Genomic DNA, 26,090 nt, shown 5'->3' on the forward strand with positions numbered 1-26,090 from the left:
GTTCGTGGGTCTGTGCGGCGTCGCGCCGTCGGTCAGACCAGGGTGGCGATAATCGGATGCTTCGCGGTGCCGGGGCTGTGCTCGCCGGCCTTCACGTCGAAGCGGAAGGTTTCCCTGTCACGGCACCCCAGGGCGGGGCGCGGGCAAACCTGAAACTTCAGTTGTCGAAGCGGATTGTAGGAAGACCGGAAATAACCGGTCAAGCATATGGGTTTGATTCTTTATAACCAGAATCTATGAAATACCGTGACCTGAGGGACTTCGTCCAGGGGCTGGAACAGCAAGGTGAACTGTGCCGGGTGACCCAGCCGGTGTCGCCCCATCTGGAGATGACGGCCCTGGCCGACCGCGTGTTGCGGGCCGAAGGGCCCGCCCTGCTGTTCGAGCGGCCCACCGGCCACACCGTGCCCGTGCTGGCCAACTTGTTCGGCACGCCCAAGCGGGTGGCACTGGGCATGGGGGCGGCCTCCCTGGCCGAGCTGCGCGACGTGGGTCGCCTGCTGGCGGCGCTCAAGGAGCCGGAGCCTCCGCGCAGCCTGCGCGAGGCGGGCAAGCTCTGGGACATGGCCAAGGCCGTCTGGGACATGAAGCCCGCGCGGGTGGGCTCGCCGGCCTGTCAGGAGGTGGTGCTGGAAGGCGCGCAGGTGGACCTGGCTCACTGGCCGATCCAGCACTGCTGGCCAGGCGACGCCGCACCGCTGATCACCTGGGGATTGGTCATCACCCGGGGACCGCAGTCGGTGCCCCAGCCGCGCCAGCGCCAGAACCTGGGCATCTACCGCCAGCAGGTGATCGGCCGCAACGAGGTGATCATGCGCTGGCTGGCCCACCGGGGCGGCGCGCTGGATTTCCGCGAGTTCGCGCGGGTGAATGCCGGCCAGCCCTTTCCGATCGCGGTGGCGCTGGGGGCCGACCCGGCCACCACGCTGGGCGCCGTCACCCCGGTGCCCGACACCCTGTCCGAATACCAGTTCGCCGGCCTGCTGCGCGGTGGCCGCACCGAGCTGGCCGACACCCAGGTGGGCGAGGGCAGTCTCAAGTTGCAGGTGCCCGCCCGGGCCGAGGTGGTGCTGGAGGGGCACATCCCCACGGCCCCTGCGGGCTACAGCGGCCACAGCGAGCGCGGGGTGCCGGTCAAGGAGATCGGTGGCTACCTGCACGCGCTGGAAGGGCCTTACGGCGACCACACCGGCTATTACAACGAGCAGGACTGGTTTCCGGTCTTCCGCATCGACCGCATCACCCACCGGCGCGACCCGATCTACCACTCCACCTACACCGGCAAGCCGCCCGACGAGCCGGCCGTGCTGGGCGTGGCCCTCAACGAGGTGTTCGTGCCGCTGCTGCAGAAGCAGTTTCCGGAGATCGTGGACTTCTATCTGCCGCCCGAGGGCTGCAGCTACCGCATGGCCATCATCTCGATCCGCAAGGCCTACCCGGGCCATGCCAAGCGGGTGATGTTCGGCCTGTGGAGCTTCCTGCGCCAGTTCATGTACACCAAGTTCATCGTGGTGACCGACGAGGACGTCAACATCCGCGACTGGAAGGAGGTGGTCTGGGCGATCACCACCCGCATGGACCCGGTGCGCGACACCACGCTGGTGGAACACACGCCGATCGACTACCTGGATTTCGCCTCGCCGGTCAGCGGCCTGGGCGGCAAGATGGGGCTGGACGCCACGAACAAGTGGCCGGGCGAGACCGCGCGCGAGTGGGGCCGGACGATCGAGATGGAGAGCGGTGTGAAGCAGCGCATGGACGCGCTCTTCGAGCAGCTGATGGCCGGGCGCTGAGCGCTCTTCGCATTCACCCCCTTGCCAAGCCGCGGGGGTGGGAGTAATCTGAAACTGCCTCTTCTGAGAGGCAATCCTCGAAGGCGCCGTCGGTGCGCTTCGGGGGCACAGGCCCAAATTTCGCCAGTGCCCCACCGGGTGAGACATTCACCCCGGGCCCCTCTGGACCATCCGGTGCAGAGGGGCTTTGTGCTTTTGGGGACCGGACCGAGCGCAAGGCCTGCCCGACCTCACCGCCAAACAGTCTCGCCGCCAGCCTATAGTGACGTGGTGTTCCCGTCCGGGGAGCCAAGAGGCCCCCGAGAGCGTCATGTCCGTCGTCACCCGATTCCTGTCTTTCTTTGCACGTCATCCGGGCCGCCGCCTCGCCTGGGGCGTGTCGGTGCTGGCCCTGCTGGCCCTGTTGATGGCGGTGGGCGTGCCCTGGGGCTTGCGCCGGGCGCTGCAGGCCCACGCGCCGGAGTGGCTCGGCCGGCCGGTGCAGGTCGAGACGATCCGCTTCAATCCCTTTCTGTTGCGCCTGCGGATGGAAAACCTGGACGTGGTGGCGGCGCATGCCGGCGAGCCGCCACAGCTCCATGTGGATGAGCTGTCGCTGTCTTTGGGCTGGTCCTCGCTGTGGCACCGCGCGCCCGTGGTGCGTTCGCTGGTGCTGAAGGGACCGCGGCTCAATCTCAGCCGCACGGCCGAAGGCCACTACGACGTCGACGATCTGCTGCAGCGCTGGCAGGCGCCCGCCGATGCCCCTGCGTCATCCGGTCCGGCCCGGTTTGCGCTCTACAACCTCCAGATCCTGGACGGCCAGATCGATGTCGATGACCGCCCGCTCGGTCAGCGCCACCACCTGTCGGCTCTGACGCTGGGGGTGCCTTTCATTTCGACGCTCAGCGCGGCGGACGAGAAGATCGAGGTCCAGCCCCGCCTGGCCTTCGTCCTGGATGGCAGTCACTTCGACACCGGCGCCCGCCTCACCCCTTTCGACCCCCAGGCGCCGGAGCAGGTCCATGTGCGCCTGCCGGATCTGGATCTGGCGCACTGGGTCCCCTACCTGCCGGCCAGCCTGCCACTGAAGCTGCAGCAGGGGCATGTGGCCCTGGACCTGGCCCTGGGCATCACGCAGGGCCCGCAGGGCCTGGACTGGCAGTTGTCGGGCCAGGTGGGGCTGAAGGACTTCGCCCTGCAGTGGCCCGACCAGTCCCGGGCGGTGGCGGTACAGGCGGTGGACCTGAAGATCACCACCCTGGCGCCCCGGCAACATCGGCTGGACCTGGCTGAACTGCAACTCAAAGGCCTGCGCCTGGCCACGCGGCGCGATGAGCGGGGCCATTGGGACTGGCTGGCGCTGGCGGGCGCTCCGACGACATCGGGTCGACCCTCTCCCGCTTCCGTGCCGGCCTCCACTTCCGCGACCGGTGCAGCCGCGGCGGACGCACCGGCATGGGCCTTCTCGCTCGATCGCCTGACGCTGGAAGACACCCAGATCTCCTTGTCGGATGCGCTGCCGCGCCCTGCCGGCCAGTGGACCCTGTCGCTGCCATCGGCTTCGGTCCAGGCCTTGCGCTGGCCGCTGGCCGATGCGGCGCACGCCACGCGTCTGCAGGCCCGCGGGGCGCTGACGTCGGGTGACACCTCCGCACCCTCGGGAGAAGCGCAGGTGCAGGGCGCGTTGAGCCGCGAAGGCGGGCGCCTGGACCTGACGGCCAAGGACTGGCGGGTCGAGGCCTGGCAACCCTATCTGGCGGCCTACCTGCAGCCGCGCCTGCAAGGCAGCGTGTCGGCCCAGGCCCAGGTGAGCTGGCAGGGTGCGCCAGGGGCGCAGTTGCCGACGGTGCAGGTGCCCGAGCTGTCGCTGGATGGATGGAAGCTGATCGACGGGGACGGACGGGCGGCGCGCACGGCCGCCGCCTGGGACCGCTTGGTTGTGCAGAACGTGACCGTCGATGGTCCGGCCCATGCCGTCAAGGTGGAGCAGTTGCGCTGGACTGCACCCCAGGTGCAATTGCACCGGGATGCCCTGGGCGGGCTGGACCTGGCTCGCTGGATTCGACCGCAACCGGCCAGCGCCGGCCGCTCCACCTCAGAGGCATCTGCCGAACCGGCCTGGCAGATGGCGCTGGGACAGACCACCCTCGAGAAAGGGCGGCTGCAGTGGCGGGACGAGGTCCATGGCGGCGAGCCCGTCCAGGTGAACCTGGACGGGCTGGGGCTGCGGGTGGGGGCGCTGCAATGGCCGGCGGCCAAGGGGGCCTCGGTGCCCTTGCAGGGTGAACTGCGCTGGCTGGCCGCCGAGCGATCCCGCCGCCCGGGCAGCCTGCGCTGGCAGGGGCAGCTGGGCCTGGAGCCGTGGGGCTGGAAGGGGCAGATCCGCGCGGACCAACTGCCGCTGTCCACCGCATCCGCCTATCTGGATGGCGGCTGGCCGGTGTCGGTGGACCATGCGCAGGCCAGCGCCAGGCTGCAGACCCGGATGGCCTGGGGGGCGGCCGGCCTCAGCCTGGGCTTGCAAGGCGAGGCCAGGCTCAACGACTTCCGACTCAACAGCCGCCTGGGCGCCGTGGGGGATGCCACCGCCCAGGCCCAGGCCGACGAGCTCATGAGCTGGCAATCGCTGGCGCTGACCGGGTTGGACATTCGCATGGCGCCGGGGCAGGCGCCGCACTACGGGCTGGGACAGGTGAGCCTGTCCGATTTCTTCGCACGCCTGGTGGTCACGGAACAAGGGCGCCTGAACCTGAATGACCTGGCGGCGCGCCGGGCCGCCGGGCTGACGCCGGCGGAGGCCACCCCGGCCGGGGCTTCGGTCGGCGTGGCCCTGTCGGCAGCGCCGGTGGCCTCGGCCGCTTCGGCCGTCATCACCGCGGCCCAGTCGCCCGTGGCGGCAAGCGTGCCTGCGGCCCTGGCCCCTCAGATCGTCATCGGCGGCGTGGACCTGTTGCGCGGACGGATCGATTTCGAGGACCACTTCATCCGTCCCAACTACCGGGCGGACCTGACCGAGTTGAACGGCCACATCGGTGGCTTCAGCAGCGCTTCGTCGCAGATGGCCGCCGTGCAGCTCAGCGGCCGCGCCGCCGGCACGGCCCAGCTGGCCATCCAGGGCACGGTGAACCCCCTGGCCAGCCCGCTGGCCATGGACCTGCAGGCTCGGGCCAGCGACCTGGAGCTCGCCCCGCTGTCGCCCTATGCCGGCAAGTACGCCGGCTACGCCATCGAGCGCGGCAAGCTGACCATGGATGTGGCCTACCGCATCGATCCGGACGGCAAGCTGCAGGCCCGCAACCAAATCATCCTCAACCAGCTGACCTTCGGGGACAAGATCGACAGTCCCGATGCCACCAAGCTGCCGGTGCTCCTGGCCGTGGCTCTGCTGAAGGACCGCAACGGCGTGATCGACCTGGATCTGCCGATCAGTGGCTCGATCAACGATCCGCAGTTCAGCATCGGCGGGCTGATCGTCAAGGTCATCGTCAACCTGCTGGTCAAGGCGATCACCGCGCCCTTCGCCCTGCTGACCGGCGGCGGCGGACCGGACCTGAGTCAGGTGGCCTTCCTGCCCGGCACCGCCACGTTGGCACCGGGTGCCGAGGCGGCCCTGGACAAGGTGGCCAAGGCGCTGCAGGACCGGCCGGGCCTGCGCATGACCGTGACGGGCACCGCCGATCTGGCGGCCGAGCACGAGGGCTTGCAGGCCGCCTGGGTGCAGCAGCGGGTGCTGGCTGAGCAGCGGCGCCTGGCCCTGCGGGAAGGGGCGGCACCGGATGCCCCGCTGCCCGCGCTGGATGCCGCCACCCGCGACACCCTGCTCAAGCAGGTCTATGCCGACACCAAGCTGCCCGACAAGCCGCGCAACGTGCTGGGCCTGGCCAAGGACATCCCGGTGGCGCAGATGGAGGCCTTGCTGCGCAAGGCCGCCCCCGTCAACGACGAGACCGCACGCCAGTTGGCCCTGGACCGCGGCATTGCGGTGCGGGATGCCCTGCTGGCCCGCGGCCTGCCCAGCGAGCGCCTGTTCCTGGCCGCGCCCAAGGCGCACGCCGCCGCAGCCGCGGGCGGCGAGGGAACCGCCGGGCGGGCGCAGGACTCCCAGACCTGGCAGCCCAGTGCCCAGCTGAGTCTGGACACCCGCTGAGACCCCCAACACTTGCCGAACGAGGAACTCGCCATGGACCGCTCCAGCGACACCATCACCCTGGCCGGAGGCTGCTTCTGGTGCCTGGAAGCCGTCTACGAGCAGGTGCGCGGCGTCAGCTCGGTGCTGTCGGGATACGCCAACGGCCAGATCGATTCGCCCAGCTACGAACAGGTGTGCACCGGGCGTACCGGGCATGCGGAGGTGGTGCAGATCCGCTTCGATCCCGCCCAGGTCAGCCTGCGCGAGTTGCTGGAGGTCTTCTTCCTGATCCACGACCCCACCACGCTGAACCGGCAGGGCAACGATGTGGGAACCCAGTACCGCTCAGGCATCTATGTGGACCGGGACGAGCAGCGCGCCGTGGCCGCCGAGGTGATGGTGGAGGTGCAGACCCAGCTGACGGACCCGGTGGTGACCGAACTCGAACCCCTGCGCAGCTTCTGGCCCGCCGAGGCCTACCACCAGCACTACTTTGCCAACCACCCGGGCCAGGGCTACTGCGCCTTCGTCGTGGCGCCCAAGGTGGAGAAGTTTCGCCGGACCATGGCCCGCTTGATGCGCGACTGATGGCGCGCAGGCGAGCGGGGCTGGCTGTGCCGGGAGATCAGGGCGCCAGGCGCTCGCGCAGCCACTGGCCGTCCACCAGGCGGTAGCTCAGCCGGTCGTGCAGGCGCGACTTGCGGCCCTGCCAGAACTCCCAGCGGTCGGGCACCAGGCGGAAGCCGCCCCAGTGCGGCGGACGCTCGGGGTTCAGGCCATGCTGGGCGGCCGCCTTGGCCGCGTTGGCCACCAGCACGGCGCGAGAACTGATCACCTCGCTTTGCGGCGAGGCCCAGGCCCCCAGGCGGGAATCGAGCGGGCGGGAGGCGTAGTAGGCGTCCGACTCGGCGTCGCTGACCTTCTCGACCCGGCCTTCGATGCGCACCACCCGCTCCATTTCCACCCAGTGGAACTGCAGCGCGGCGAAAGGATTGCCGGCCAGCTCGCGCCCCTTGCGGCTGTGGTAGTTGGTGTACCAGACGATGCCGCGTGCGTCGAAGGCCTTGATCAGCACGACGCGGGTGGAGGGGCGCCCCTCGGGCGAGACGGTGGCCACCGTCATCGCATTGGGCTCGGGCACCACACCCGAGGCCAGCGCCTCCTTCATCCACAGTTCGAACTGCCGCAGCGGCTCGGAGGAGGCCTGCGTCTCCTCCAGCGTGTCGCGCTCATAGCTCTTGCGCAGGTGTCCCAGATCGCTCATGCCGACAGTGTATGCCTGGGGTGGGGCCTTAAGTGATGCTCCCATTGTCCTGATGCCGCTGGCGCCTGAAGCTCCGTCCATCTGTCCCATTGCTTGCCGCCACGCGTCATGAGCGCCATCCCTGCCGTCATCGTCATCGTGCCGCAGGCCGCCCCCGGCCAGCGCGGGGCGGCGCAGCGCCCGGCGGTGTCCGAGGCCTTGGGCGAGCGCAGCGTGCTGGCCCACACCCTGCACAACGTGATGGCCAGCAGCCTGCCGATGATCGTCGTCACCCCCCCGGAGCTGGCCGAGGAGGCCTCGCGCTGGGTGGCGCGGCGGGACGTTCTGGTGCAGGAAGCGCGGCCCGGGCCTGCGGGCCCTCGGGAATTTCATGCCCTGGCCCGGGGCGTGGCCGCGCGGCCCGACGCATCGGGCTGGCTGCTGCTGCCGGCCGACAAGCCGCTGGTGCGACCGACGGTGCTGCAGGCCGTGGCCCGGGCCCTGGACGACCATGCGGTGGCCTATGCGGCACATCGGGGCCAGCGGGGCTTCCCGCTGGGCTTCGGGACCGAGCTGTTCTCGGAGCTGTTGCGCCTGGAGGAGGATGACGGGGTGCGGCGCCTGCTGGTTCGCTACCCGGCGGTCAGCGTCCCCGTGGATGATCCTGGCGTGCTGCAGCCGCTGGACAGCGAGGCCGATCTGGTGGGGTTGCGTGCCCGCTGGCCCGAGGTCGCGGCCATGAGCGCCCACGGATGACCCTGCGGCGGTCTGGCCTGCCGGTTTGACCCTGCCGCTTGGGGCACCCAATAATGGCTCGGGTCAGCCGCCCGGTGGCCGGCGCTTGCAGGAGAGTCCCATGCGTCCATTGCACCCCGTTCTGGCCGAGGTCACGGCCCGCATCGACGAGCGCAGCCGGGGGCTGCGCGGTGCCTACCTCCAGCGTGTGGACGCGATGCGCCAGCGGCCTCCGGCATCGCAGCGCCTGGGGTGCGCCAACGTGGCCCATGCCTTTGCGGCCATGCCGGGCGATGAACGCCTGAAGGTGGTGGCCGAGCGCGCGCCCAACCTGGGCGTGGTCACGGCCTACAACGACATGCTGTCGGCCCACCGGCCCTACGAGGGATTCCCGGCGCTGATCCGTCAGGCCGCCCATGCGGCGGGGGCCACCGTCCAGGTGGCCGGCGGTGTGCCGGCCATGTGCGACGGGGTGACCCAGGGCCAACCGGGGATGGAGTTGTCGCTGTTCTCGCGCGACACCATCGCGATGGGCACGGCCATTGCGCTGTCGCACGACGTCTTCGACGGCGCACTGCTGCTGGGCATCTGCGACAAGATCGTGCCGGGCCTGCTGATCGGGGCCCTGCATTTCGGCCATCTGCCCTGCGTGTTCGTGCCGGCGGGTCCCATGAGTTCCGGCCTCTCGAACGAGGCCAAGGCCAAGGTGCGCGAGCAGGCGGCCCAGGGCCTGGTGGGTCGGGCCGAGTTGCTGGCGGCCGAGCAGGCGGCCTACCACGGCGAGGGGACCTGCACCTTCTACGGCACGGCCAACTCCAACCAGATGCTGCTGGAGGCCATGGGTCTGCATGTGCCGGGGGCCGCCTTCATCCACCCCCATGCACCGCTGCGCGAAGCCCTGACCCGGGAGGCGGTGGACACCGTGCTCGCCCTGGCGGCCCGTGGTGGCTGCATCGGTCACCAGGTGGACGCCCGCTGCATCGTCAATGCCATGGTGGCCCTGCTGGCCACCGGGGGCTCGACCAACCACCTGATCCACTGGGTGGCGGTCGCCCGGGCGGCGGGGCACCTGATCGACTGGAGCGACTTTTCCGCGCTTTCGGCCGTGGTGCCGCTGCTGGCCCGGGTCTATCCCAACGGCGCAGCAGACGTGAACCAGTTCCAGGCCGCTGGCGGGCCGGCCTTCGTCATCCGCGAGCTGCTGCAGGCCGGGTTGATGCACCCGGATGTGCACACCGTCGTGGGTGAGGGGCTGGCGGCCTACGGCACCGTGCCGGGCCTGGGCGCACAGGCCGAGGTCGTCCGTGCGCCGGTGGCGGCCGAAAGCGGCGATGCGCAGGTGCTGCGGCCGGCCTCCGAGCCGTTCTCGGCCACCGGGGGGCTGCAGCTGCTGACCGGCAACCTGGGGCGCGCGGTCATCAAGGTCTCGGCCGTGCCGGCCGACCGCCATGTCATCGAGGCGCCGGCCCGGGTCTTCGACAGCCAGGAGGCGCTGCAGGCGGCCTTTCAGGCCGGTGAGCTGACGGGGGATTTCGTGGCGGTGGTGCGCTTCCAGGGGCCGCAGGCCAACGGCATGCCCGAGTTGCACAAGCTCACGCCGCCGCTGGCGGTGCTGCAGGGGCGCGGCCAACGTGTGGCCCTGGTGACCGACGGACGCATGAGCGGGGCCTCCGGCAAGGTGTCTGCGGCCATCCATGTCTGGCCCGAAGCACTGACAGGAGGCCCCTTGGCCAAGGTTCAGGACGGCGACCTGATCCGACTGGATGCCGAGGCAGGCACCTTGCAGGCCCTGGTGCCGCAAGCGGTGTGGGACGCACGGACACCGGCCCGGCGGACCCATGCCCTGGCCGAGGATGCGGCCCATGGCTGGGGACGGGAGCTTTTCGCCGGCATGCGGCAGCAGGTGCTCACCGCGGAGGAGGGGGCCTGCACCTGGGTGCCCCGATCCCCCCTCGGCTGAGGCTCAGTCGGGCAGCTTGTCCAGCCAGACGCCCATGCCCTGGGCGTTGAGTTCGATGTCCATCGCGAGCAGGTGGTCGATCTCGTTGGCCGGCAGCGTGCTGCCCGTGGCCAGCAGGCTGGCCCGGTAGATCTGAGAGAGGCCCTGACACAGGGCCGCGTGGCGATCCGGTGCCTTCTTCAGGCGCAGGCCCAGGGCCTCCACCTTGTCCAGCAGGGCCAGCAGCTGTGTTGCCATGGGTGGCACCGGCGCGCAGCGGCCGTAGTGCGTCAGGTACATGCATTCGGGCTGGCTGGCCATCAGCCGCGCGATGGTCTGCCGCATCGCGGCCGGATCGAACTGCACCGGCGTGGTCGTCGGCATCACCCAGGGCTGGCCATCGATGTCCAGCTCCCGGTAGCTCAGGCCGAAGGCGTCGCCGGTGAACCAGCCGCGCGAGACCGGATCCCAGATGCAGTGGTGGTGGCGCGCATGCCCGGGGCTGTCGATCAGCGTGAGCACCCGCTGTCCCAGCGGCACCTGCTGACCATCTTCGCTTTCCACCACGCGCTCGGCCGGCACGGGCACCAGCGTGCCGTAGGAGCGATCCATCTCGGCCTGGCCGTAGACCGCCAGGGCGCCCATGTACAGCACGCTGGGGTCGATCATGTGCGGGGCGCCGCGGGGATGGACCAGTGCCCGGGCGCGGGGCAGATGCTGCATCAGGGGCCCCACCCCCCCGGCATGGTCCAGGTGCACATGCGTGGGGATCACCCAGTCGACCTGATCCCGGCGCAGCCCCAGCGCATCCAGGGCCGCCAGCAGGCGTGGGACCGCCAGGCCGGTGCCGGTGTCGATGAAGGCCGCATGGCCATCATCGACGATGAGGTAAGCCGCATCGAAATGGGCGCGCTGGAACAGGGTGTCGATCTGGTACACGCCATACCCCAGCGGTCGGACCACCTCCGGGTCCAGGGGGCGGCCGTCGACCACGGGGCAGGACGTCATGTCGACCTCAGGACTGGCTGGCCAGGATGGCGTACAGGCGGGCGATGTCGGCCACGCCGTCCGTGCCCTGGACGCTGCGCAGCGTCTGCAGACCCTTGGCCTTGTTCTTCTTCAGCTGGGCCAGACCCAGGCGCAGCTTGGCGTCGGCCGGCTTGCGCAACTGGTCCTTGGCAATGCCCTTCTCCAGCAGGTCGATGCCCTGATCGACCTGGCCGTAGGACACCAACTGGGCACCCACCTGCACCAGCGCGTTGCCGTCACGGGCCTGTTCCACTTCCTGGGCCAGATGGGCCTTGCCTTCCTGTTCCTGCTTCACGGCCAGGTCCAGCAGGCGCTTGTGACGGGCGGCCTCGCTGCCGACACCCAGCACGCCGGCGGCCATGCCCTTGTCCACCACGGCCTTGCCTTCGGATGCATAGCCCGCCTGCAGGGCCAGCTGGGCCAGTTCCATGTATTCGTCGGCGCTGGTCAGGTTGCCGGTGGCCAGCTTCAGGCGCAGCACGTCGACGGCGAAGCGGTCGGAGAAGCCGGGCTTGCGCTGGATGCGGCCCAGCAGCGCCGCCCAGTAGTCCTTCTTCGGGTAGTTGGCCACCAGCTTCTCGAGGGCGGCGTATTCGGCGGTCGCGTTGTGCGTGCGCTGGTAGGCGTCGGCCAGCCGCAGCAGGTCGCCTTCGTCCGGCTTCTTGCCGGCCTGTTCTGCAGCGGCCACGGCGGCCGCGGCACTCTTGGCAATCGCGCTGTAGTCGCCGCCGGCAGCCTGCAGGTAGGCCGCCAGCTGCTTGAGCTGGGCGCTGTTGTTGCCCAGGGACTGGGCCTTCTGCAGCCACTGGGAGGCCTTGGCGTTGTCCTTCAGCTGCGAATAGGTGAAGGCCAGCGACTCAGCCACCTGCGACTGCTCGGCGGCGCTGAGCTTGCCGGTGGCGAAGGCGGCTTCGAAGGCCTTGGCCGCGGTGGCGTTGTCGCCGGCACGCTGAGCGGCCGCGCCACGCATGCGTTCGATCATCAGCGTCTCGGCCGGGGTCTTGTTGCCGGCGCGGTCGGCCTCGTTGACCTTGGCCAGGGCTTCCTTGGCCTTGCCGGCACGCAGCAGGTCACCGGCCTGCTGCAGCGGCTTGCCCACTTCGGGGCGCAGGCTCTGGGCGTGAACGGAGGTGAGGCTGCCGGCGAGCAGCAGGGCGGCGGCGAGATGGCGCAGCTTGGTCATGTGATGCGAATTCCTTAGCGGGAGGGTCCGAAAAGACATCGGGGTTCGGACCTTGCGGAACGAACCCCGATTCTGCGGCAAGCGGTACGGTGCTTCGCCCGGACGGCGAAAGCCCGCACCCAGGGTCAGTTCATGAACTGCTCGTTGCCGATGATGCCGATCTTGGTCACGCCCAGGCGCTGCGCTTCGGCCAGCACCATGGCGACGTACTTGTAGGTCACCAGCTTGTTGGGGCGCACATGCACCTCGGGCTGGTCCGGCAGCAGCGACAGTCGGTACAGCCGCGCTTCCAGGTCGCCCCGGCTGGGCACCTGTTCACCGTTCCAGCCGATCGTGCCATCGAAGTCGATGTCGATGCGCACGATCTCGGGCGGCTTGGGCGGCGGTGCGTTGTGGGAGTTCACCGGCATGTTCATCTTCACCGCGTGCGTCTGCACCGGGATGGTGATGATGAACATGATCAGCAGGACGAGCATCACGTCGATCAGCGGCGTGGTGTTCATCTCGACCATCATGTCGTCTTCGGCGGACGACCCGACACTCATGGCCATGGCGCTTCCTTTCAGTTCTTGGCCGGCGGCTCGGTGATGAAGCCCACCTTGGCGATGCCAGCGCGCTGGCAGGCCACGATCAGGCGGCCCACCGACTCGTAGCGGGCGTTCTCATCACCGCGGATGTGCACTTCGGGTTGCGGCACCTTGACCGCTTCCTTCTTGAGCATCTCCACCAGGGTCTCGGTGTCGGGGATGTACTTGGTGGACCAGTACACGTCGCCGTCCTTGGTCACCGCCAGCAGGATGTTTTCCGGCTTGGTCTGCGTCGGGACGTTGATTTCCTTCGGCAGGGACAGGTTGACGGACTGGGTCACCACGGGAATGGTGATCAGGAAGATGATGAGCAGCACCAGCATCACGTCCACGAGGGGCGTGGTGTTGATGCTGGAATTCATCTGCTCTTCATCGCCATCGGCGGAGCCAACGCTCATAGCCATCTTGCGTTCCTTTGTTCGAGCGGACGGTTCGTCCGGTGCGCCGGGGATCGGCCCGGCGCGGCCGGGGTCGCGGCCCGTGGGCAGTGCTCAGGCACCGCCCAAGAGAATCACTTCTTGCCGGCCAGCAGCACGTTGTGCACGTCGCCCGAGAAGGCGCGGACCTTTTCCATCACAGACTTGTTGCGACGGATCAGCCAGTTGTAGCCCATCACCGCGGGCACGGCCACGGCCAGACCGAAAGCGGTCATGATCAGGGCTTCACCCACGGGGCCGGCCACCTTGTCGATGGAGGCCTGGCCCGAGATGCCGATGGCGGTCAGGGCGTGATAGATGCCCCACACGGTACCGAACAGACCCACGAACGGGGCGGTGGAACCGACGGTGGCCAGGAAGGCCAGGCCATCTTGCAGGCGGCTGTTGATGTTGCCAACAGCGCGCTCGACGCTCATGCCGATCCAGGTGTGCAGGTCGATGTTGTCGACCAGCGTGCCTTCGTGGTGCTCAGCGGCCTTGATGCCCTGGTCGGCCACGAAACGGAAGGCCGAGCCTTCTTCCAGCTTGGCGGCACCGGCCTTGATCGAGCCCGACTTCCAGAAGTCTTCGCCCACCGAGCCGGCGCTCTTGAACATCTTGTGCTGTTCCCAGAGCTTGGTGAAGATGATGTACCAGCTGCCCATCGACATCAGGATCATGATGATCAGCGTGCCGCGGGCCACGAAGTCACCCTGACTCCACAGGGCATCCAGCCCGTAGGGGTTGTCGATGGTTTCCTTCTTGGTTTCGGGCGTGGGCACCGTGCCAGGCGCGGGGGCGGCGACATCGGCCGGCGCGCTGGCTTCGGCCGGGGCAGAGGCGGCGGTCTCCTGCGCCAGAGCGGCCAGCGGCAGGGTGCCGGTGAAGGCGATGGTGGCTGCCACCAGGGGCGCGCGCAGAAGCTTCAGAAAGGACATGTTCACTCCAAGGGGTATCCAGGGGGAGAGGGGAGGCCCGTCACGCCGGCGGGTCGCCGAGCGGGCGGGCGGTTCAAAAAAAGAGATTTACTGCAGGGTCCAGACGTACTCGAACTCGAACGTGCCGCCCACGGGGTGGCCGCTGTCGTCGATGCCAGGCTTGAACGAGCACTCGCTGAGCTTGTCCACCGCCACACGATCGAGCATGCGGTGCTCGCGGGACGGGCCCGACGACTTCACCACCTCGACCTTCGACAACTTGCCGGAACCGTCCACGGTGAACCGCACACGGGTCGTGCCGGTCGCGTTGGCGCGGGCGGCCGCCAGCGGGTAGTCGGAACCCTTGGGCGCACAAGCGTTGATGTCAGCGATGGCCGGACGGGCCGCGCGCGGAGCGGGCGGGGCCGGAGGCGCTTGCACGGCCGGCGCTGCAGGGCTGATCTTCACCTCTTGCGGCGGCGGCTGCACGTTCGTGGTGGTGATGGTCGGGGCCTGCGGCTGAGCCACCTGCACCTCGGGCGGCGGCACGAAGGCCGGCGGCGGGGGCAGATTCTTGGGAGGCGGCGGAAGATTCTCGGGCGGCGGCGGCGGCGGGGGCTTGACCTCCTCGATGATCTTGGTTTCGATCGGGGCCTTCACGACCTCGACCACCTTGCGGGCCAGGCCACTGAGCAAGGCCCAGCCCAGCAACAGGTGCAGCACGATCACGATGATCAGCCCCACAGGGTGCTTGCCCGGGCGGCGCTGCGATTCAGCGAAATCCACTCGTATCCTCCAGTCGCCTTTCGGCGCTGTCTTTCGTCGACGGCGACCTTGTGGGTCACCAAAAGGCGCCACTATAGCGCCCAACTTCATCCACCTTACCGAGGCTAGACCCTTAGAAGGTTTGGGTAAACGCTCCAAAACTAAACAAATTGAAGCGTCTAACCCAAGATTCTCCGAGTCTTGCTTGCTCAGGAGGCTTCGCGGTAGTTGATCACCCCAGCGAGTTCTGTGCCAGCATGACGCACCAGTATGGTGACCTGTCGGCCAGCTTGCGTATCCCCAAGCTGGCAGCAGGCGCCTGGTGGAGCGCCCTTCAAAAAACAAAGGGGTTGCGGCCTTTCGGTGCAACCCCTGTGCGGTGTTTGGTGGAGACGAGGAGGATCGAACTCCCGACCTTCGCATTGCGAACGCGACGCTCTCCCAGCTGAGCTACGTCCCCATAAGCCATAAATCATAGCATGGCTGCACTGGGTTCGGGCAAGCCGCTCGAGCTCGGGGCAAGCCCGCGGTCAGGTGGTGCGGGACAGTTGTCTGGCGCGCCAAAGGCTCTCGCCGCTGTAGAGCAGCAGGGCCAGCCAGATCAGCGCGAAGCCGGTGAGCCGGGTGGCTTGCAGGGGTTCGTGGAACAGCCAGACGCCCAGCAGGAACTGCAGCGAAGGGCTGATGTACTGGAGCAGGCCCAATGTGCTCAGAGGGATGCGTCGTGCGCCATGCCCGAACAGGAGCAGCGGCACGGCCGTGAGTGGCCCCGCCAGCAGCAGCCAGGCCCAGAGGTTGGCCGGTGCGCCTGTCAGCGCGCTGCGGCCGCTCAGGTCCCAACCCAGCAGGACGGGGGCGGCCACCACGGCCAGCAGCAGCGTTTCCAGCGTCAGGCCTTCCAGGGCATCGAGCGGTGCCGTTTTCTTGATGAGGCCATAGACCCCGAAGCTCAATGCCAGCGACAGCGCAATCCAGGGTGGGGCGCCGGTGTGCCAGCTCAGCCACAGCACGGCGCCCGCGGCCAGCGTCAGGGCGGCCCACTGGGCAGGGCGGGGGCGCTCCCGCAGCACCAGCACGCCCAGCAGCACATTCACCAGCGGATTGATGAAATAGCCCAGGCTGGCCTCCAGCACATGCTGGTTGTTCACGGCCCACACGTAGATGAGCCAGTTGACGGACAGGAGCGTGGCGCTGGTGGCATACAGGGCCATCAGCCTGGGCTTGCGCCAGGCTTCGCGCAGCCATTGCCATTGGCGGCGCCAGGCCAGCACCAGCAGCAGAAAGCCCAGGGCCCAGAGCGTGCGGTGGAGCACGAGCTCGAAGGCGCCGATCTGGCTGAGTTGGTGGAAGTAGAGCGGGAACAGGCCCCAGATGATGTAGGCCAGGGCAGCGGCAAGCAGACCGTTTTGCATGGAGCGGCGGCGAAGCCTCTGGCGGGCTCGGTCCGCAAAGTCAGTGAGCCGGCATTCTCGCCTGGGCCGGCTGGCCTCAGGGGTGCAGGGGTCGCTCGGGCGGCACCACGGCAGCGAGCGCAGCGGCGTCGTCAAGAACCCAGTCCCCCCTGCGGAGCAATCCGGCCCATTCCGGTTCCGCAGGGGCGGGCAGTGTCATCGGCTGGCCGGTGATCGGGTGGGGTAGGCTCAGATGGTGAGCCAGCAGCCACAGCCGTGCCGTGCCGGTCCAGGCTGCGACGGCGCGGTTGTGCGGGCCCTTGCCGTGGGTGGCGTCCCCGATCAAGGGATGGGCCAGGTGCTTGAAGTGGCGCCGGATCTGGTGCCGGCGCCCGGTCAGAGGCCGAGCCTCCACCAGGGCATAGCGCGCGGTGGGGTGGCGGCCGTCCACCGCCAGCGGCCACTCCACATGGGCCAGGCGCCGGTAGTGGGTGACTGCCGGCAGCAGCGTCTGCCCCTGGCTGGGGCGCTCAGGGTCCCGGGCCAGGGGGTGGGCACACTCGCCTTCTGGCAGCGGCCAGCCGCGCACCAGCGCCAGGTAGCGCTTGTGCACCTGGCCGGCGTCGAACAGTTCGCCCATGCGGCGCGCGGCCTGGGCGTGGCGGGTGAAGATCAGCAGGCCCGAGGTGCCCTTGTCCAGGCGGTGGGCCGGTGCCAGGTGGGCGGCCTCGTCGCCGGGCAGGCCCTGGCGCAGGCGGTCCAGCACGCTGTCGTGCTCATGCCAGTCCAGGGTGGAGCGGTGCACCAGCAGGCCGGCGGGCTTGTGGACCACCATCAGGTCCTCGTCCCGGTACAGGATGGGGGGCAGCATTCAGTCGCGGAACTGGCCGTCCAGGTACAGCCACTGGCCCAGGGCATTGCGCTCGAAGCGGCTGCATTCGTGCAGGCGCTGCGCCCGGCCGCCCAGCTTGCAGCGGGCCACGAATTCGACCATGGCATGGTCGTCGTCCCGTGGCTCATGGCGGCGCACCTCCAGCCCCAGCCATCGCAGACCGGGCTCATCGGGGGCCAGGGTGGCCGGCCGGGTGTCGGGGTGCCAGGTATCGAGCAGGTAGTCGTGCAGGCCCAGCACATAGGCGCTGTAGCGGGAGCGCATCAGGCTCTCGGCGTCCGGCGCCTGCAGGCGGGTGGGGCCCTGGTGCCAGCGGCCGCAGCAACGCCCATAGGGTAAGGTCTCTTGGCGGCCGCCGGGGGACAGGCGACCGCAGGGGCAGGGGGCGTCAGGGGCAATCGGCATCCCACCATCTTGCCCGAACGGCGGACGGGCACCTGGGCGCCGAAGACTCAGTCCGGATCGGCGGAGCCGTCCTCCTCGGCCTCGGGCAGCACCGCTTCGCGGTAGGCGTGCCAGCTGGCATGGCCCAGCACCGGCGCCACCACCAGCAGGCCGGCAAACCAGGGCAGCATGGCCACCACCACCAGCACCAGCAGCAGCAGGGCCCACAGCAGCATCACCAGGGGTTGGCCCAACACCAGGCGCAGGCTGGTCAGGCCGGCGGTCACGGCGTCGGTGTCGCGGTCCAGCAGCATCGGGATGGAGATGGCGCTCACCGCGTAGATCAGGCCGCCGAACACCGCGGCGACCGAGAGATAGGTGATGGCGAACTCGACGTTCTCGGGGTTGAGCAGGGCGGTCAGCGAACCCTTGAAGTCGGGCATGCCGTCGAAGCTGACCGCGAAGACGATCAGCGAGGCCCGGCCCCACAGCATCTCCAGGATCAGCAGCACGAAGCCGAAGATGGCGAGTTGGCCGGTGCGGGTCTCCCAGGCCAGCAGGGAGCGGCCCAGGTCAGGCGTTTCGCCCAGGTGCAGGGAGCGGCTGGCCTGGTAGATGCCCAGGCACAGGCAGGGGCCCAGCAGCAGGAAGCCGGCCGACAGGGCCAGCGTGTAGGCCGGCGCATGGTGGAAGACCGAGAGCAGCAGCCAGCCCATGGCCATGAAGGCGGTGCCGTAGAACAGGCCGATGGCCGGGCACTCGTTGAAATCGCGCCAGCCCATCAGCAGCCAGCGAAAGGGTGCGGACAGTGGCAGCTGGCGCAGCGCCGGCGAACCGCTGGCGGCCGGCAGCGGCCGTGGCGCCGTGGTGGATGCCGCAGTGGCGGCACCGAAGGAGACTCCAGGGTGGTGTTCAACCTGTGGCATGTGCAAACCCTCCTGTCCCCATACCCTACGCCGCTGGCGAAGGGTTGGAGAGCGGGACAGCCCTGTCCGCAGCAACCCGGGTGACGAAGACGTCAGCCGGCTGCCGAGGCCGCACAGGCCATCACTCGTCGTCCAGGTGCCGCCGGCTGCGGATGATGGAGCGCACCAGCCAGAAGGCGCCCAGGGCGGCGCCGACGAAGCCCATCAGGCCGAAGGCGGGCAGGCCCAGCAACTGGGGGCCGCTGTGCACCGTCATCACGATGGACGAGCCGATGATCAGGGCTGCGATCACCAGGGCCACCGAGAGCCGGCTGGCGGCGCGGTCGAGCTGGTCGCCCACCCGCTGCAGCGACTGCACCTCGATGTTGATGTTGAGCTGGCCGCGCCGCGCACTGCGCAGCAGGCGGGAGATGTCGTGCGGCAGTTGCTCGGCCAGTTGGAAGACCCGCTGCAGCGATTGCAGGCCGCGGCTGGCCAGGGCCTTGGGCTGGTAGCGGGCCCGCACCACCTGGCGCAGCAGGGGCAGGGCCTCCTGGGCCATGTGGAAGTCCGGGTCCAGCGCGCGGCCCATGCCCTCCAGCGAGATGAAGGCCTTGATCAGCAGGGCCAGGTCGGCTGGCAGGGCCAAGCTGTGTTCGCGCAGGATGGCCGTCACGTCGGTCAGCATCTGGCCCAGGCTCAGTTGGGCCAGCGGCGTGCCGTGGTACTGGTCGACGAACTCCTCGATCTCGGCCTCGAGCTGGTTGAGCTGCACATTGGCCTCGGCACCGGCCCAGTCCATCAGCACATCGGCCACGGCCTGGGGGCGGCGCTGCACCAGGCCCAGCAGCAGCTGCAGCAGCTCCTCGCGCCGGCGTGATGAGAGCCGGCCGACCATGCCGAAGTCGATGAAGGCCAGCCGGTTGTCCGGCAGGTAGAAGACGTTCCCGGGGTGCGGGTCGGCATGGAAGAAGCCGTCCTCGACGATCATCTTCATGACCGCCTGGGCGCCCCGCTTGGCCAGCAGCACCTTGTCCATGCCCTCGGCCTCCACCCGCGCCAGGTCGGTGCCGGGCGTGCCCTGGATGAGCGTCTGCACGTTCAGGCGGGCGCTGGTGTGTTCCCAGTGAACGGCGGGGATCACGACGAAGCCCAGCGGCATCAGGTTGGTGGCGATGCGCTCGGCGTTGTGGCATTCGGCCGCCAGGTCCAGCTCGCGGCGCAGCGAGCGGCCGAATTCCCGCACCAGGTTCTGCGGCCGATAGGGCTTGAGGGCGGGCACCTGCTTCTCGGCGATGCCGGCAAAGCGCTCCAGCAGGCGCAGATCAGCCTCGATGATGGCGTCGATGCCCGGGCGGCGGATCTTGACGATGACCTCGGTGCCGTCCTGCAGCGTGGCCCGGTGCACCTGGGCGATGGAGGCCGCGGCCAGGGGTTCGGGGTCGAAGCTGGCGAACACCTCCTCGGGCGGCGCGCCCAGGTCCTGCACCAGCTGGGGACGCAACTGCTCCAGCGGCAGCGCCGGCACCTGGCTGTGCAGCTGCTCCAACTCACGGATCCATTCGGCGCTCAGCAGGTCCGCTCGGCCGGCCAGGATCTGGCCCAGCTTGACGAAGGTGGGGCCCAGTTCCTCCAGGGCCTTGCGCAGCTGCACCGGCGGGGGCAGACGGGCCAGGTCGGCGGCGCCTTCCCAGTGCAGGCGATGGCCGGCGCGGTCCAGCGTGTCGGCCAAGCCCCAGCGGCGCACCAGATCGCCCAGCCCATGGCGGATCAGCACCCCGGCGATGGTCTTCAGACGCCCCAGGTCGCGGGCGGTGTCGATGGTCTCGAGCAGCATGGGGCCAGTCTACCGTCCGGCCGCTGCGGGGCCGGGGCTCAGCCCTTGCGCACGCGCCGCAGCTCGTCCAGGATCAGACAGATCGCGCCCAGCGTGATGGCGCTGTCGGCGAGGTTGAAGGACGGGAAGTAGCGCCCGGCGTAATGGACCTGGATGAAGTCCACCACATAGCCGTGGATGACCCGGTCGATCACATTGCCCAGCGCGCCGCCCAGGATCATGCTGACCGCGAAGCAGAACAGGGTCTGGCCGGGATGGCGGCGCAGCATCCAGACGATGAAGGCCGAGGCGGCCGCGCCCAGGCCGATGAAGAACCAGCGCTGCCAGCCCGAGGCCCCGGCCAGGAAGGAGAAGGCCGCACCAGGGTTGTGCGCCCGCACCACATTGAAGAACGAGGTGACGGTGTGGCTGTCCCCCAGCTGGAAGAAACCCAGGATCAGCGTCTTGCTGAACTGGTCCAGCAGGATGACCACCGCGGCCAGGCCCAGCCAGACCCATAGGTTGGTGCCGCCGCCGGAAGACTTGCTGCGCGCGCTGCTGCTGCGGGCCATGCCGTCCCCCGCTTCAGGCCACGGTGCGGGCTTCGCCCGCGCCGTAGAGGTTGCTGCTGCAGCGGCCGCACAACGTGGGATGGGCCGCGTCGCTGCCCACGTCGTCGCGGTAGTGCCAGCAACGCTCGCACTTGACCGCGGCGCTGGGCGCCACCGTGACGGCCAGCTCGGCCGCGTCCACCACCGACACCGCCGAGGTGATGGTGACGAACTTCAGGTCCTCGCCCAGCGAGCGCAGCAGGGCGGCGTCGTCGGCGCCGGCGGCGATGGTCAGCGTGGCCTGCAGCGACGCGCCCACCTGGCCGGCCGCACGCAGGGCTTCGATCTCCTTGTTGGCCAGCTCGCGGATGGCACGGATGCGGCCCCACTTGGCCAGCAGGGCCTCGTCCGGCGTCGTGAACTTCCAGAAGGTCTCGAAGAAGATCGAGCCCTGGTTATTCGCCCCCGCGACGATCGGCCAGGCCTCCTCGGCAGTGAAGCTCAGGAACGGCGCCATCCAGCGCAGCATGGCGTGGGTGATCTGCCACAGCGCCGTCTGGGCCGAGCGGCGCGCCAGGCTCTTGGGCGCGGTGGTGTAGAGCCGGTCCTTGAGCACGTCCAGATAGAAGGCGCCCAGGTCTTCCGAGCAGTAGACCTGCAGCTTGGACACCACCGGGTGGAACTCGTAGCGGTCGAAGTGGGCCAGGATCTCGGCCTGCAGCTGGCTGGCGCGGGCCAGGGCGTAGCGGTCGATCTCCAGCAGCTCGGCCTCCGGCACCGCGTCGGTGGCAGGGTCGAAATCGGACGTGTTGGCCAACAGGAAGCGCAGGGTGTTGCGGATGCGACGGTAGGCGTCGATCACCCGGGCCAGGATCTTGTCGTCGCCGGCGATGTCGCCGGAGTAGTCGCTGGCGGCCACCCACAGGCGGATGATCTCGGCGCCGAGCTTCTTGTTGACCTCCTGCGGGTCGATGCCGTTGCCCAGGCTCTTGCTCATCTTGCGGCCCTGGCTGTCCACGGTGAAGCCGTGGGTCAGCAGGCCCTTGTAGGGTGCGCGACCGAACAGCGCGCAGCCCAGCAGCAGCGAGCTGTGGAACCAGCCGCGGTGCTGGTCATGGCCTTCCAGGTAGAGGTCGGCCTCGGGGCCTTCGGCATGGAAATCGCCGTTCGGGTAGGCCTTGGCATGGCTGCCGCGCAGCACGTGCCAGAAGGTCGAGCCCGAGTCGAACCACACCTCCAGGATGTCGGTGCTCTTGGTGTAAAACGGGGCATCTGCCGCGCCGAGGATGTCCTCCGCGGTCACGCGGCTCCAGGCCTCGATGCCGCCCTGCTCCACGATGTCGGCGGCCTGGTCCAGGATCTCCATCGTGCGCGGATGCAGCTCGCCCGTGTCCTTGTGCAGGAAGAAGGGCACCGGCACGCCCCAGCTGCGCTGGCGCGAGATGCACCAGTCCGGCCGGTTGGCGATCATGTCGCGCAGCCGGGCCTGGCCGTTCTCCGGGTAGAAGGAGGTGTGCTCGATGGCCTCCAGCGCCATCTGGCGCAGGGTCTTCTCGGCCCGGTCCTTGACGAAGACGCCGCGGCTGTCGGGCGTCTCCTCGTCCATGCGGATGAACCACTGCGCGGCGGCGCGGTAGATCACCGGCGTCTTGTGGCGCCAGCAGTGCGGGTAGCTGTGGGTGATGGGCACGGTGGCCATCAGCCGGCCGGCGTTCTTCAGCGCCTCCAGGATGACGGGGATGGCCTTCCAGATGTGCAGTCCGCCGAAGAGCGGGAAATCCGCCGCATAGCAGCCGTTGCCCTGCACCGGGTTGAGGATCTGGTCGTAGCTCAGGCCGTTGGCGACGCAGGAGTTGAAGTCGTCCAGGCCGTAGGCCGGCGAGGAGTGGACGACGCCGGTGCCGTCGCTGGCGGAGACATAGTCGGCCAGGTAGACCGGCGAGAGGCGGCGGTAGCCAGCGTCCACGTCATACAGCGGGTGGCGGAAGTTCAGCCCGCCCAGCTTTTCGCCCTTGGCGGTGGCCAGCACCTGGCCTTCCAGGCCGAAGCGCTGCAGGCAGCTCTCCACCAGCTCCTCGGCCAGCACCAGGCAGCCCATGGGGGTGTTGACCAGGGCGTAGCTCAGCTCGGGGTGGGCGTTCAGCGCCTGGTTGGCCGGAATGGTCCAGGCGGTGGTGGTCCAAATGACGATGAAGCCGCTCTTGCCCACGGGCAGTGCCGGCAGGCCGAAGGCGGCGGCCAGGGCGTCCGCGTCATCGGTCTCGAAGGCCACGTCCAGGGTGTCGCTCTTCTTGTCGGCGTATTCGATCTCGAACTCGGCCAGCGAGCTGCCGCAGTCGAAGCACCAATAGACGGGCTTGAGGCCGCGGTAGACGAAGCCGCGCTCGATCACCCGCTTGAAGGCACGGATCTCGCCGGCCTCGTTGGCGAAGTCCATCGTGCGGTAGGGGCGCTCCCAGTCGCCCAGCACGCCCAGGCGCTTGAAGTCCTCGCGCTGCTGCTGGATCTGCTCCGTGGCGTAGGCGCGGCTCTTGGCCTGCATGTCGTCGCGGCTCAGGTTGCGGCCGTGCTTCTTCTCGATCGCGTTCTCGATCGGCAGGCCGTGGCAGTCCCAGCCCGGGATGTACTGGGCGTCAAAGCCGGCCAGCTGGCGGCTCTTGACGATCATGTCCTTGAGCACCTTGTTGACGGCGTGGCCCATGTGGATCTGGCCGTTGGCGTAGGGCGGGCCGTCGTGCAGCACGAACAGCGGGGCGCCGTGGCGGGCGTCGCGCAGGCGCTTGTACAGGCCGCCTTCATTCCAGTCCTTCACCCAGCCCGGCTCGCGCTTGGGCAGGTCGCCGCGCATCGGGAAGGGGGTGTCGGGCATGTTCAGCGTGGCGCGGTAGGCACCGCCGCTGTCCTTGGCGTCGTTCTTCGGGGCAGGGGTCTTGTCGGTCATGGCGTCTCGCACGGCGCAGAGGGCCGCACGCAGGGGCAGGCGAAAAGGGAGGAACGGCGCCGCGGGCGCCGCGCGACAGGGCAGGCGGGGCCGGGTTCAGGCCGCGCCGAGCGGAATTCGGTCGCGCGTGGTCTGCCGCCGCACGGCGCTGTGCGCGCGGAGGTGGCAAGCCAGAAAGGGAGCGGGGCGCATCCCGCGATTCTAACGGCCGGGCCCGGCCGAAGCCGTCGGCATGGATCAGGCGTGGGCACGCCACCAGGCGGTGGCATCCACCACGTCCTGGGCGATGCCTTCGCGCAGGGCCTCCAACGAGGGGTAGCGCCGCTCGTCGTGCAGCTTGTGCATCAGCTCCACCCGCAGCAGCCGGGCGTAACCGCCCTCGAGCGCGATGTGGGCCGGCCATTCCAGGCAGTGCACTTCCAGCAGCACCCGGCCGGCGTCTTCCACCGAGGGTCGCACGCCCAGGCTGGCCACGCCGGGCAGGGGGCTGGGCCCCAGACCATGTACCCGCACCACGAAGATGCCCTGGGCCGCCGGCCGGTGGGACGGAAAGCGCAGGTTCAGGGTGCGGAAACCCAGGTCGCGGCCCAGCTTGCGGCCATGCACCACATGGCCGGAGATGCTGTAGGGGCGGCCCAGCAGGGCGGCGGCGCGGCGCATGTCGCCGGCGGCCAGGGCCTCGCGCACGGCCGAGCTGGACACGCGCAGGCCGTGCACCTCGTAGCTCATCATGCGGGCGACGTCGAAACCCAGGTCATTGCCCGCGGCGTCCAGCAGGGCATAGTCGCCGGCCCGTCTGGCGCCGAAGCGGAAGTCGTCGCCCACCAGCACATAGCGGGCACGGAGCTGCTCCACCAGCACCTGGCGGATGAAGTCCTCGGCCGGCAGGCTGGCCAGGCGGTCGTCGAAGCGCATCAGCACCACGTCGTCCACGCCGCAGTGCTCCAGCTCCTGCAGCTTGTCGCGCAGGGTGGCAATGCGCAGCGGCGCTGCCTCAGGCTTGCCCAGTTTGCGGGCGAACCAGTCGCGCGGGTGGGGCTCGAAGGTCATCACGCAGCTGCGCAGGCCGCGCAGCCGGGCCTCGTTGTTCAGCAGGGCCAGCATGGCCTGGTGGCCACGGTGCACACCGTCGAAATTGCCGATGGTGAGGGCGCAGCCGGAACCGGCGGCGAAGGATGGGTGGTGGCCTCGGAAGACTCGCATGGCCGGCGGATTATCGGCGCGCGGCCATCACTCTGCCGGCCAGCCGGGAATCCAGCACCACTGGCCCGGGGCCAGGTCGGCCGGCAGGGCCAGCGGGCCGAAGCGGCTGCGGTGCAGGGCCTCCACCCGGTTGCCCACCGCGGCCACCATGCGCTTGACCTGGTGGTACTTGCCTTCGGTCAGGGTCAGGCGCAGATGGGTCTCGTCCACCGCCTCACAGGCGGCCGCGGCCACCGGGGCCGGGTCATCGTCCAGCACCACGCCGGCCAGCAGTCGGGGCACCGCATCGGCCGCCAGCGGGTGCTTGCAGCTCACTTCGTAGACCTTGGGCACATGGTGCTTGGGCGAGGTGAGCTTGTGGATCAGCTTGCCGTCGTCGGTCAGCAGCAGCAGACCGGTGGTGTCCTCGTCCAGCCGGCCGATGGGCTGCAGGCCGCGCTGCCGCAGCGGCGGCGGCAGCAGGGTCAGCACGCTGGGGTGGTGCTTGGGCTTCTGCGAGCACTCGTAGCCCGCGGGCTTGTGCAGCATCACCAGGGCCTGGGCATGGAAGGGCCAGTCGCGGCCTTCCACGTTCAGCACCAGGCCCTCGGTGGGCAGGTCCTCGTCGGGGTCGTCGAGTTCGCGGCCGGCATGGCGCACCAGGCCGGCATACACCAGGCCGGCGCAGGCCCGGCGGGTGCCGAAGCCCTGGGAGAACAGGATCTGCTGGAGTTTCATGGCCGGGCCGGCAGGGGACGGCCGGACAGAAGAGGCAAGGGTGCGGGGATGCTGAGGATCAGTCGCGGAAGTTGTCCATCGTCAGCGGCTGCTCGGCGAATTCCTTGCGCAGGAAGGCGATCGCCAGCTGCAGGTCGTCACGGTTCTTGCCGGTCACCCGCACCTCGTCGCCCTGGATGCTGGCCTGCACCTTGAGCTTGCTGTTCTTGATGGCGCCGGTGATCTTCTTGGCCAGCTCGGACTCGATGCCATCCTTGATCTTGTCGGTGCGGCGCAGCTTGTCACCGCCCATCTTCTCGAGTTTCTCGCCCTTGGTGAGGAAGTTGACGGTGACGCCTTGCTTGACCAGCTTGCCCACCAGCACGTCGTTGAGCTGATCGATCTGGAAGTCGCTGTCGCCGATCAGGTGGATCTCCTTTTCCTTCTCCTTGAGCTCCAGGCTGGCGCTGGTGCCCTTGAAGTCGAAACGGGTGCTGACTTCCTTGATGGCGTTCTCGACCCCGTTGCGCACCTTGACCATGTCGGGCTTGAGGGAGACGTCGAAACTGGGCATGGGGAACTCTTTCGCTCGA

General features: G+C 69.1%; 23 protein-coding genes and 1 tRNA gene. 5 read left to right on the forward strand and 19 right to left on the reverse strand.

Annotated features, from left to right (window positions below):
• Nucleotides 1-32 precede the first annotated feature (32 nt).
• Nucleotides 33-203: a hypothetical protein gene (locus LRM40_RS06145; protein WP_170288836.1), complete on the reverse strand. Its 171-nt coding sequence runs from the start codon at nucleotides 201-203 to the stop codon at nucleotides 33-35.
• A gap of 33 nt (nucleotides 204-236) precedes the next feature.
• On the opposite strand from LRM40_RS06145, the gene LRM40_RS06150 reads away from it, so the two are divergent.
• The 3 genes from LRM40_RS06150 to msrA all read left to right on the forward strand — a co-directional run bounded on the left by LRM40_RS06150 (nucleotide 237) and on the right by msrA (nucleotide 6,492).
• Nucleotides 237-1,793: a UbiD family decarboxylase gene (locus LRM40_RS06150; RefSeq protein ID WP_151123706.1), complete on the forward strand. Its 1,557-nt coding sequence runs from the start codon at nucleotides 237-239 to the stop codon at nucleotides 1,791-1,793.
• A gap of 310 nt (nucleotides 1,794-2,103) precedes the next feature.
• Nucleotides 2,104-5,922, forward strand: coding sequence for a DUF748 domain-containing protein (locus tag LRM40_RS06155; protein ID WP_151123707.1), 3,819 nt, complete (start codon nucleotides 2,104-2,106; stop codon nucleotides 5,920-5,922).
• Between the two features lie 33 nt (nucleotides 5,923-5,955).
• Nucleotides 5,956-6,492: a peptide-methionine (S)-S-oxide reductase MsrA gene (msrA, locus tag LRM40_RS06160; protein WP_151123708.1), complete on the forward strand. Its 537-nt coding sequence runs from the start codon at nucleotides 5,956-5,958 to the stop codon at nucleotides 6,490-6,492.
• A gap of 37 nt (nucleotides 6,493-6,529) precedes the next feature.
• Here msrA and pdxH read toward each other — a convergent pair whose 3' ends face one another.
• Complete coding sequence (gene pdxH / locus LRM40_RS06165) at nucleotides 6,530-7,168, reverse strand: pyridoxamine 5'-phosphate oxidase (RefSeq protein WP_151123709.1); 639 nt, start codon at nucleotides 7,166-7,168, stop codon at nucleotides 6,530-6,532.
• Nucleotides 7,169-7,276: 108 nt separating this feature from the next.
• Between pdxH and LRM40_RS06170 the strand changes: the two genes are divergently transcribed.
• Both LRM40_RS06170 and edd read left to right on the forward strand, forming a co-directional pair.
• Nucleotides 7,277-7,903 carry a nucleotidyltransferase family protein gene (locus LRM40_RS06170; RefSeq protein ID WP_151123710.1) on the forward strand — a complete coding sequence of 209 codons (627 nt, stop codon included), beginning with the start codon at nucleotides 7,277-7,279 and terminating at the stop codon, nucleotides 7,901-7,903.
• Nucleotides 7,904-8,003: 100 nt separating this feature from the next.
• The gene (gene edd, locus LRM40_RS06175; RefSeq protein WP_151123711.1) at nucleotides 8,004-9,842 is read left to right on the forward strand and encodes a phosphogluconate dehydratase; all 1,839 of its coding nucleotides are present in this window, start codon (nucleotides 8,004-8,006) and stop codon (nucleotides 9,840-9,842) included.
• A 3-nt stretch (nucleotides 9,843-9,845) separates the two neighbouring features.
• Here edd and LRM40_RS06180 read toward each other — a convergent pair whose 3' ends face one another.
• The 17 genes from LRM40_RS06180 to LRM40_RS06260 all read right to left on the reverse strand — a co-directional run bounded on the left by LRM40_RS06180 (nucleotide 9,846) and on the right by LRM40_RS06260 (nucleotide 26,071).
• A complete protein-coding gene (locus tag LRM40_RS06180) occupies nucleotides 9,846-10,829 on the reverse strand; it encodes an MBL fold metallo-hydrolase (protein ID WP_151123712.1) in 984 nt (327 codons plus the stop codon).
• 7 nt (nucleotides 10,830-10,836) lie between these two features.
• Entirely contained in the window at nucleotides 10,837-12,033 is a 1,197-nt protein-coding gene (locus tag LRM40_RS06185; protein WP_151123713.1) for a tetratricopeptide repeat protein, read from the reverse strand.
• Between the two features lie 125 nt (nucleotides 12,034-12,158).
• Nucleotides 12,159-12,584, reverse strand: a complete 426-nt coding sequence (locus tag LRM40_RS06190; protein WP_151123714.1) for an ExbD/TolR family protein — start codon at nucleotides 12,582-12,584, stop codon at nucleotides 12,159-12,161.
• Between the two features lie 11 nt (nucleotides 12,585-12,595).
• Nucleotides 12,596-13,024 carry an ExbD/TolR family protein gene (locus LRM40_RS06195; RefSeq protein ID WP_022982018.1) on the reverse strand — a complete coding sequence of 143 codons (429 nt, stop codon included), beginning with the start codon at nucleotides 13,022-13,024 and terminating at the stop codon, nucleotides 12,596-12,598.
• A gap of 107 nt (nucleotides 13,025-13,131) precedes the next feature.
• The gene (locus LRM40_RS06200; RefSeq protein WP_151123715.1) at nucleotides 13,132-13,974 is read right to left on the reverse strand and encodes a MotA/TolQ/ExbB proton channel family protein; all 843 of its coding nucleotides are present in this window, start codon (nucleotides 13,972-13,974) and stop codon (nucleotides 13,132-13,134) included.
• A gap of 87 nt (nucleotides 13,975-14,061) precedes the next feature.
• Nucleotides 14,062-14,739: an energy transducer TonB gene (locus tag LRM40_RS06205; protein ID WP_231067751.1), complete on the reverse strand. Its 678-nt coding sequence runs from the start codon at nucleotides 14,737-14,739 to the stop codon at nucleotides 14,062-14,064.
• Nucleotides 14,740-15,102: 363 nt separating this feature from the next.
• Nucleotides 15,103-15,178: transfer RNA gene (locus LRM40_RS06210), tRNA-Ala, on the reverse strand.
• Between the two features lie 70 nt (nucleotides 15,179-15,248).
• Nucleotides 15,249-16,130: an EamA family transporter RarD gene (gene rarD, locus LRM40_RS06215; protein ID WP_151123716.1), complete on the reverse strand. Its 882-nt coding sequence runs from the start codon at nucleotides 16,128-16,130 to the stop codon at nucleotides 15,249-15,251.
• Between the two features lie 76 nt (nucleotides 16,131-16,206).
• Entirely contained in the window at nucleotides 16,207-16,980 is a 774-nt protein-coding gene (locus tag LRM40_RS06220) for a pseudouridine synthase (protein ID WP_151123717.1), read from the reverse strand.
• Entirely contained in the window at nucleotides 16,981-17,406 is a 426-nt protein-coding gene (locus LRM40_RS06225; protein WP_170288837.1) for a YchJ family protein, read from the reverse strand. It abuts the gene before it with no gap.
• A 47-nt stretch (nucleotides 17,407-17,453) separates the two neighbouring features.
• The gene (locus LRM40_RS06230) at nucleotides 17,454-18,311 is read right to left on the reverse strand and encodes a DUF2189 domain-containing protein (protein ID WP_151123718.1); all 858 of its coding nucleotides are present in this window, start codon (nucleotides 18,309-18,311) and stop codon (nucleotides 17,454-17,456) included.
• A gap of 121 nt (nucleotides 18,312-18,432) precedes the next feature.
• Nucleotides 18,433-20,127, reverse strand: a complete 1,695-nt coding sequence (locus tag LRM40_RS06235) for an ABC1 kinase family protein (RefSeq protein ID WP_151123719.1) — start codon at nucleotides 20,125-20,127, stop codon at nucleotides 18,433-18,435.
• 38 nt (nucleotides 20,128-20,165) lie between these two features.
• On the reverse strand, nucleotides 20,166-20,678 hold the full coding sequence (lspA, locus tag LRM40_RS06240; RefSeq protein WP_151123720.1) for a signal peptidase II: 513 nt from the start codon (nucleotides 20,676-20,678) through the stop codon (nucleotides 20,166-20,168).
• 13 nt (nucleotides 20,679-20,691) lie between these two features.
• Entirely contained in the window at nucleotides 20,692-23,598 is a 2,907-nt protein-coding gene (ileS, locus tag LRM40_RS06245; RefSeq protein WP_151123721.1) for an isoleucine--tRNA ligase, read from the reverse strand.
• Nucleotides 23,599-23,835: 237 nt separating this feature from the next.
• The gene (locus tag LRM40_RS06250; protein ID WP_151123722.1) at nucleotides 23,836-24,801 is read right to left on the reverse strand and encodes a bifunctional riboflavin kinase/FAD synthetase; all 966 of its coding nucleotides are present in this window, start codon (nucleotides 24,799-24,801) and stop codon (nucleotides 23,836-23,838) included.
• Nucleotides 24,802-24,828: 27 nt separating this feature from the next.
• On the reverse strand, nucleotides 24,829-25,518 hold the full coding sequence (locus LRM40_RS06255) for a 16S rRNA pseudouridine(516) synthase (protein ID WP_151123723.1): 690 nt from the start codon (nucleotides 25,516-25,518) through the stop codon (nucleotides 24,829-24,831).
• A gap of 58 nt (nucleotides 25,519-25,576) precedes the next feature.
• Entirely contained in the window at nucleotides 25,577-26,071 is a 495-nt protein-coding gene (locus tag LRM40_RS06260) for a YajQ family cyclic di-GMP-binding protein (protein ID WP_151123724.1), read from the reverse strand.
• Nucleotides 26,072-26,090 lie beyond the last annotated feature (19 nt).

Origin of the sequence: Ideonella dechloratans (assembly GCF_021049305.1) — a bacterium.
Lineage (GTDB): Bacteria > Pseudomonadota > Gammaproteobacteria > Burkholderiales > Burkholderiaceae_C > Ideonella > Ideonella dechloratans.

Excerpts from the sequence above, each read along its gene's own strand:
- LRM40_RS06190 (WP_151123714.1), bottom strand. The coding sequence starts at position 12,584 with ATGGCCATGAGTGTCGGGTCGTCCGCCGAAGACGACATGATGGTCGAG.
- LRM40_RS06150 (WP_151123706.1), top strand. The coding sequence starts at position 237 with ATGAAATACCGTGACCTGAGGGACTTCGTCCAGGGGCTGGAACAGCAA.
- lspA (WP_151123720.1), bottom strand. The coding sequence starts at position 20,678 with ATGGCCCGCAGCAGCAGCGCGCGCAGCAAGTCTTCCGGCGGCGGCACC.
- LRM40_RS06155 (WP_151123707.1), top strand. The coding sequence starts at position 2,104 with ATGTCCGTCGTCACCCGATTCCTGTCTTTCTTTGCACGTCATCCGGGC.
- msrA (WP_151123708.1), top strand. The coding sequence starts at position 5,956 with ATGGACCGCTCCAGCGACACCATCACCCTGGCCGGAGGCTGCTTCTGG.
- LRM40_RS06180 (WP_151123712.1), bottom strand. The coding sequence starts at position 10,829 with ATGACGTCCTGCCCCGTGGTCGACGGCCGCCCCCTGGACCCGGAGGTG.
- LRM40_RS06225 (WP_170288837.1), bottom strand. The coding sequence starts at position 17,406 with ATGCCGATTGCCCCTGACGCCCCCTGCCCCTGCGGTCGCCTGTCCCCC.
- ileS (WP_151123721.1), bottom strand. The coding sequence starts at position 23,598 with ATGACCGACAAGACCCCTGCCCCGAAGAACGACGCCAAGGACAGCGGC.
- LRM40_RS06195 (WP_022982018.1), bottom strand. The coding sequence starts at position 13,024 with ATGGCTATGAGCGTTGGCTCCGCCGATGGCGATGAAGAGCAGATGAAT.
- LRM40_RS06230 (WP_151123718.1), bottom strand. The coding sequence starts at position 18,311 with ATGCCACAGGTTGAACACCACCCTGGAGTCTCCTTCGGTGCCGCCACT.
- pdxH (WP_151123709.1), bottom strand. The coding sequence starts at position 7,168 with ATGAGCGATCTGGGACACCTGCGCAAGAGCTATGAGCGCGACACGCTG.
- LRM40_RS06220 (WP_151123717.1), bottom strand. The coding sequence starts at position 16,980 with ATGCTGCCCCCCATCCTGTACCGGGACGAGGACCTGATGGTGGTCCAC.
- LRM40_RS06185 (WP_151123713.1), bottom strand. The coding sequence starts at position 12,033 with ATGACCAAGCTGCGCCATCTCGCCGCCGCCCTGCTGCTCGCCGGCAGC.
- LRM40_RS06200 (WP_151123715.1), bottom strand. The coding sequence starts at position 13,974 with ATGTCCTTTCTGAAGCTTCTGCGCGCGCCCCTGGTGGCAGCCACCATC.
- LRM40_RS06260 (WP_151123724.1), bottom strand. The coding sequence starts at position 26,071 with ATGCCCAGTTTCGACGTCTCCCTCAAGCCCGACATGGTCAAGGTGCGC.
- edd (WP_151123711.1), top strand. The coding sequence starts at position 8,004 with ATGCGTCCATTGCACCCCGTTCTGGCCGAGGTCACGGCCCGCATCGAC.
- rarD (WP_151123716.1), bottom strand. The coding sequence starts at position 16,130 with ATGCAAAACGGTCTGCTTGCCGCTGCCCTGGCCTACATCATCTGGGGC.
- LRM40_RS06250 (WP_151123722.1), bottom strand. The coding sequence starts at position 24,801 with ATGCGAGTCTTCCGAGGCCACCACCCATCCTTCGCCGCCGGTTCCGGC.
- LRM40_RS06255 (WP_151123723.1), bottom strand. The coding sequence starts at position 25,518 with ATGAAACTCCAGCAGATCCTGTTCTCCCAGGGCTTCGGCACCCGCCGG.
- LRM40_RS06170 (WP_151123710.1), top strand. The coding sequence starts at position 7,277 with ATGAGCGCCATCCCTGCCGTCATCGTCATCGTGCCGCAGGCCGCCCCC.
- LRM40_RS06235 (WP_151123719.1), bottom strand. The coding sequence starts at position 20,127 with ATGCTGCTCGAGACCATCGACACCGCCCGCGACCTGGGGCGTCTGAAG.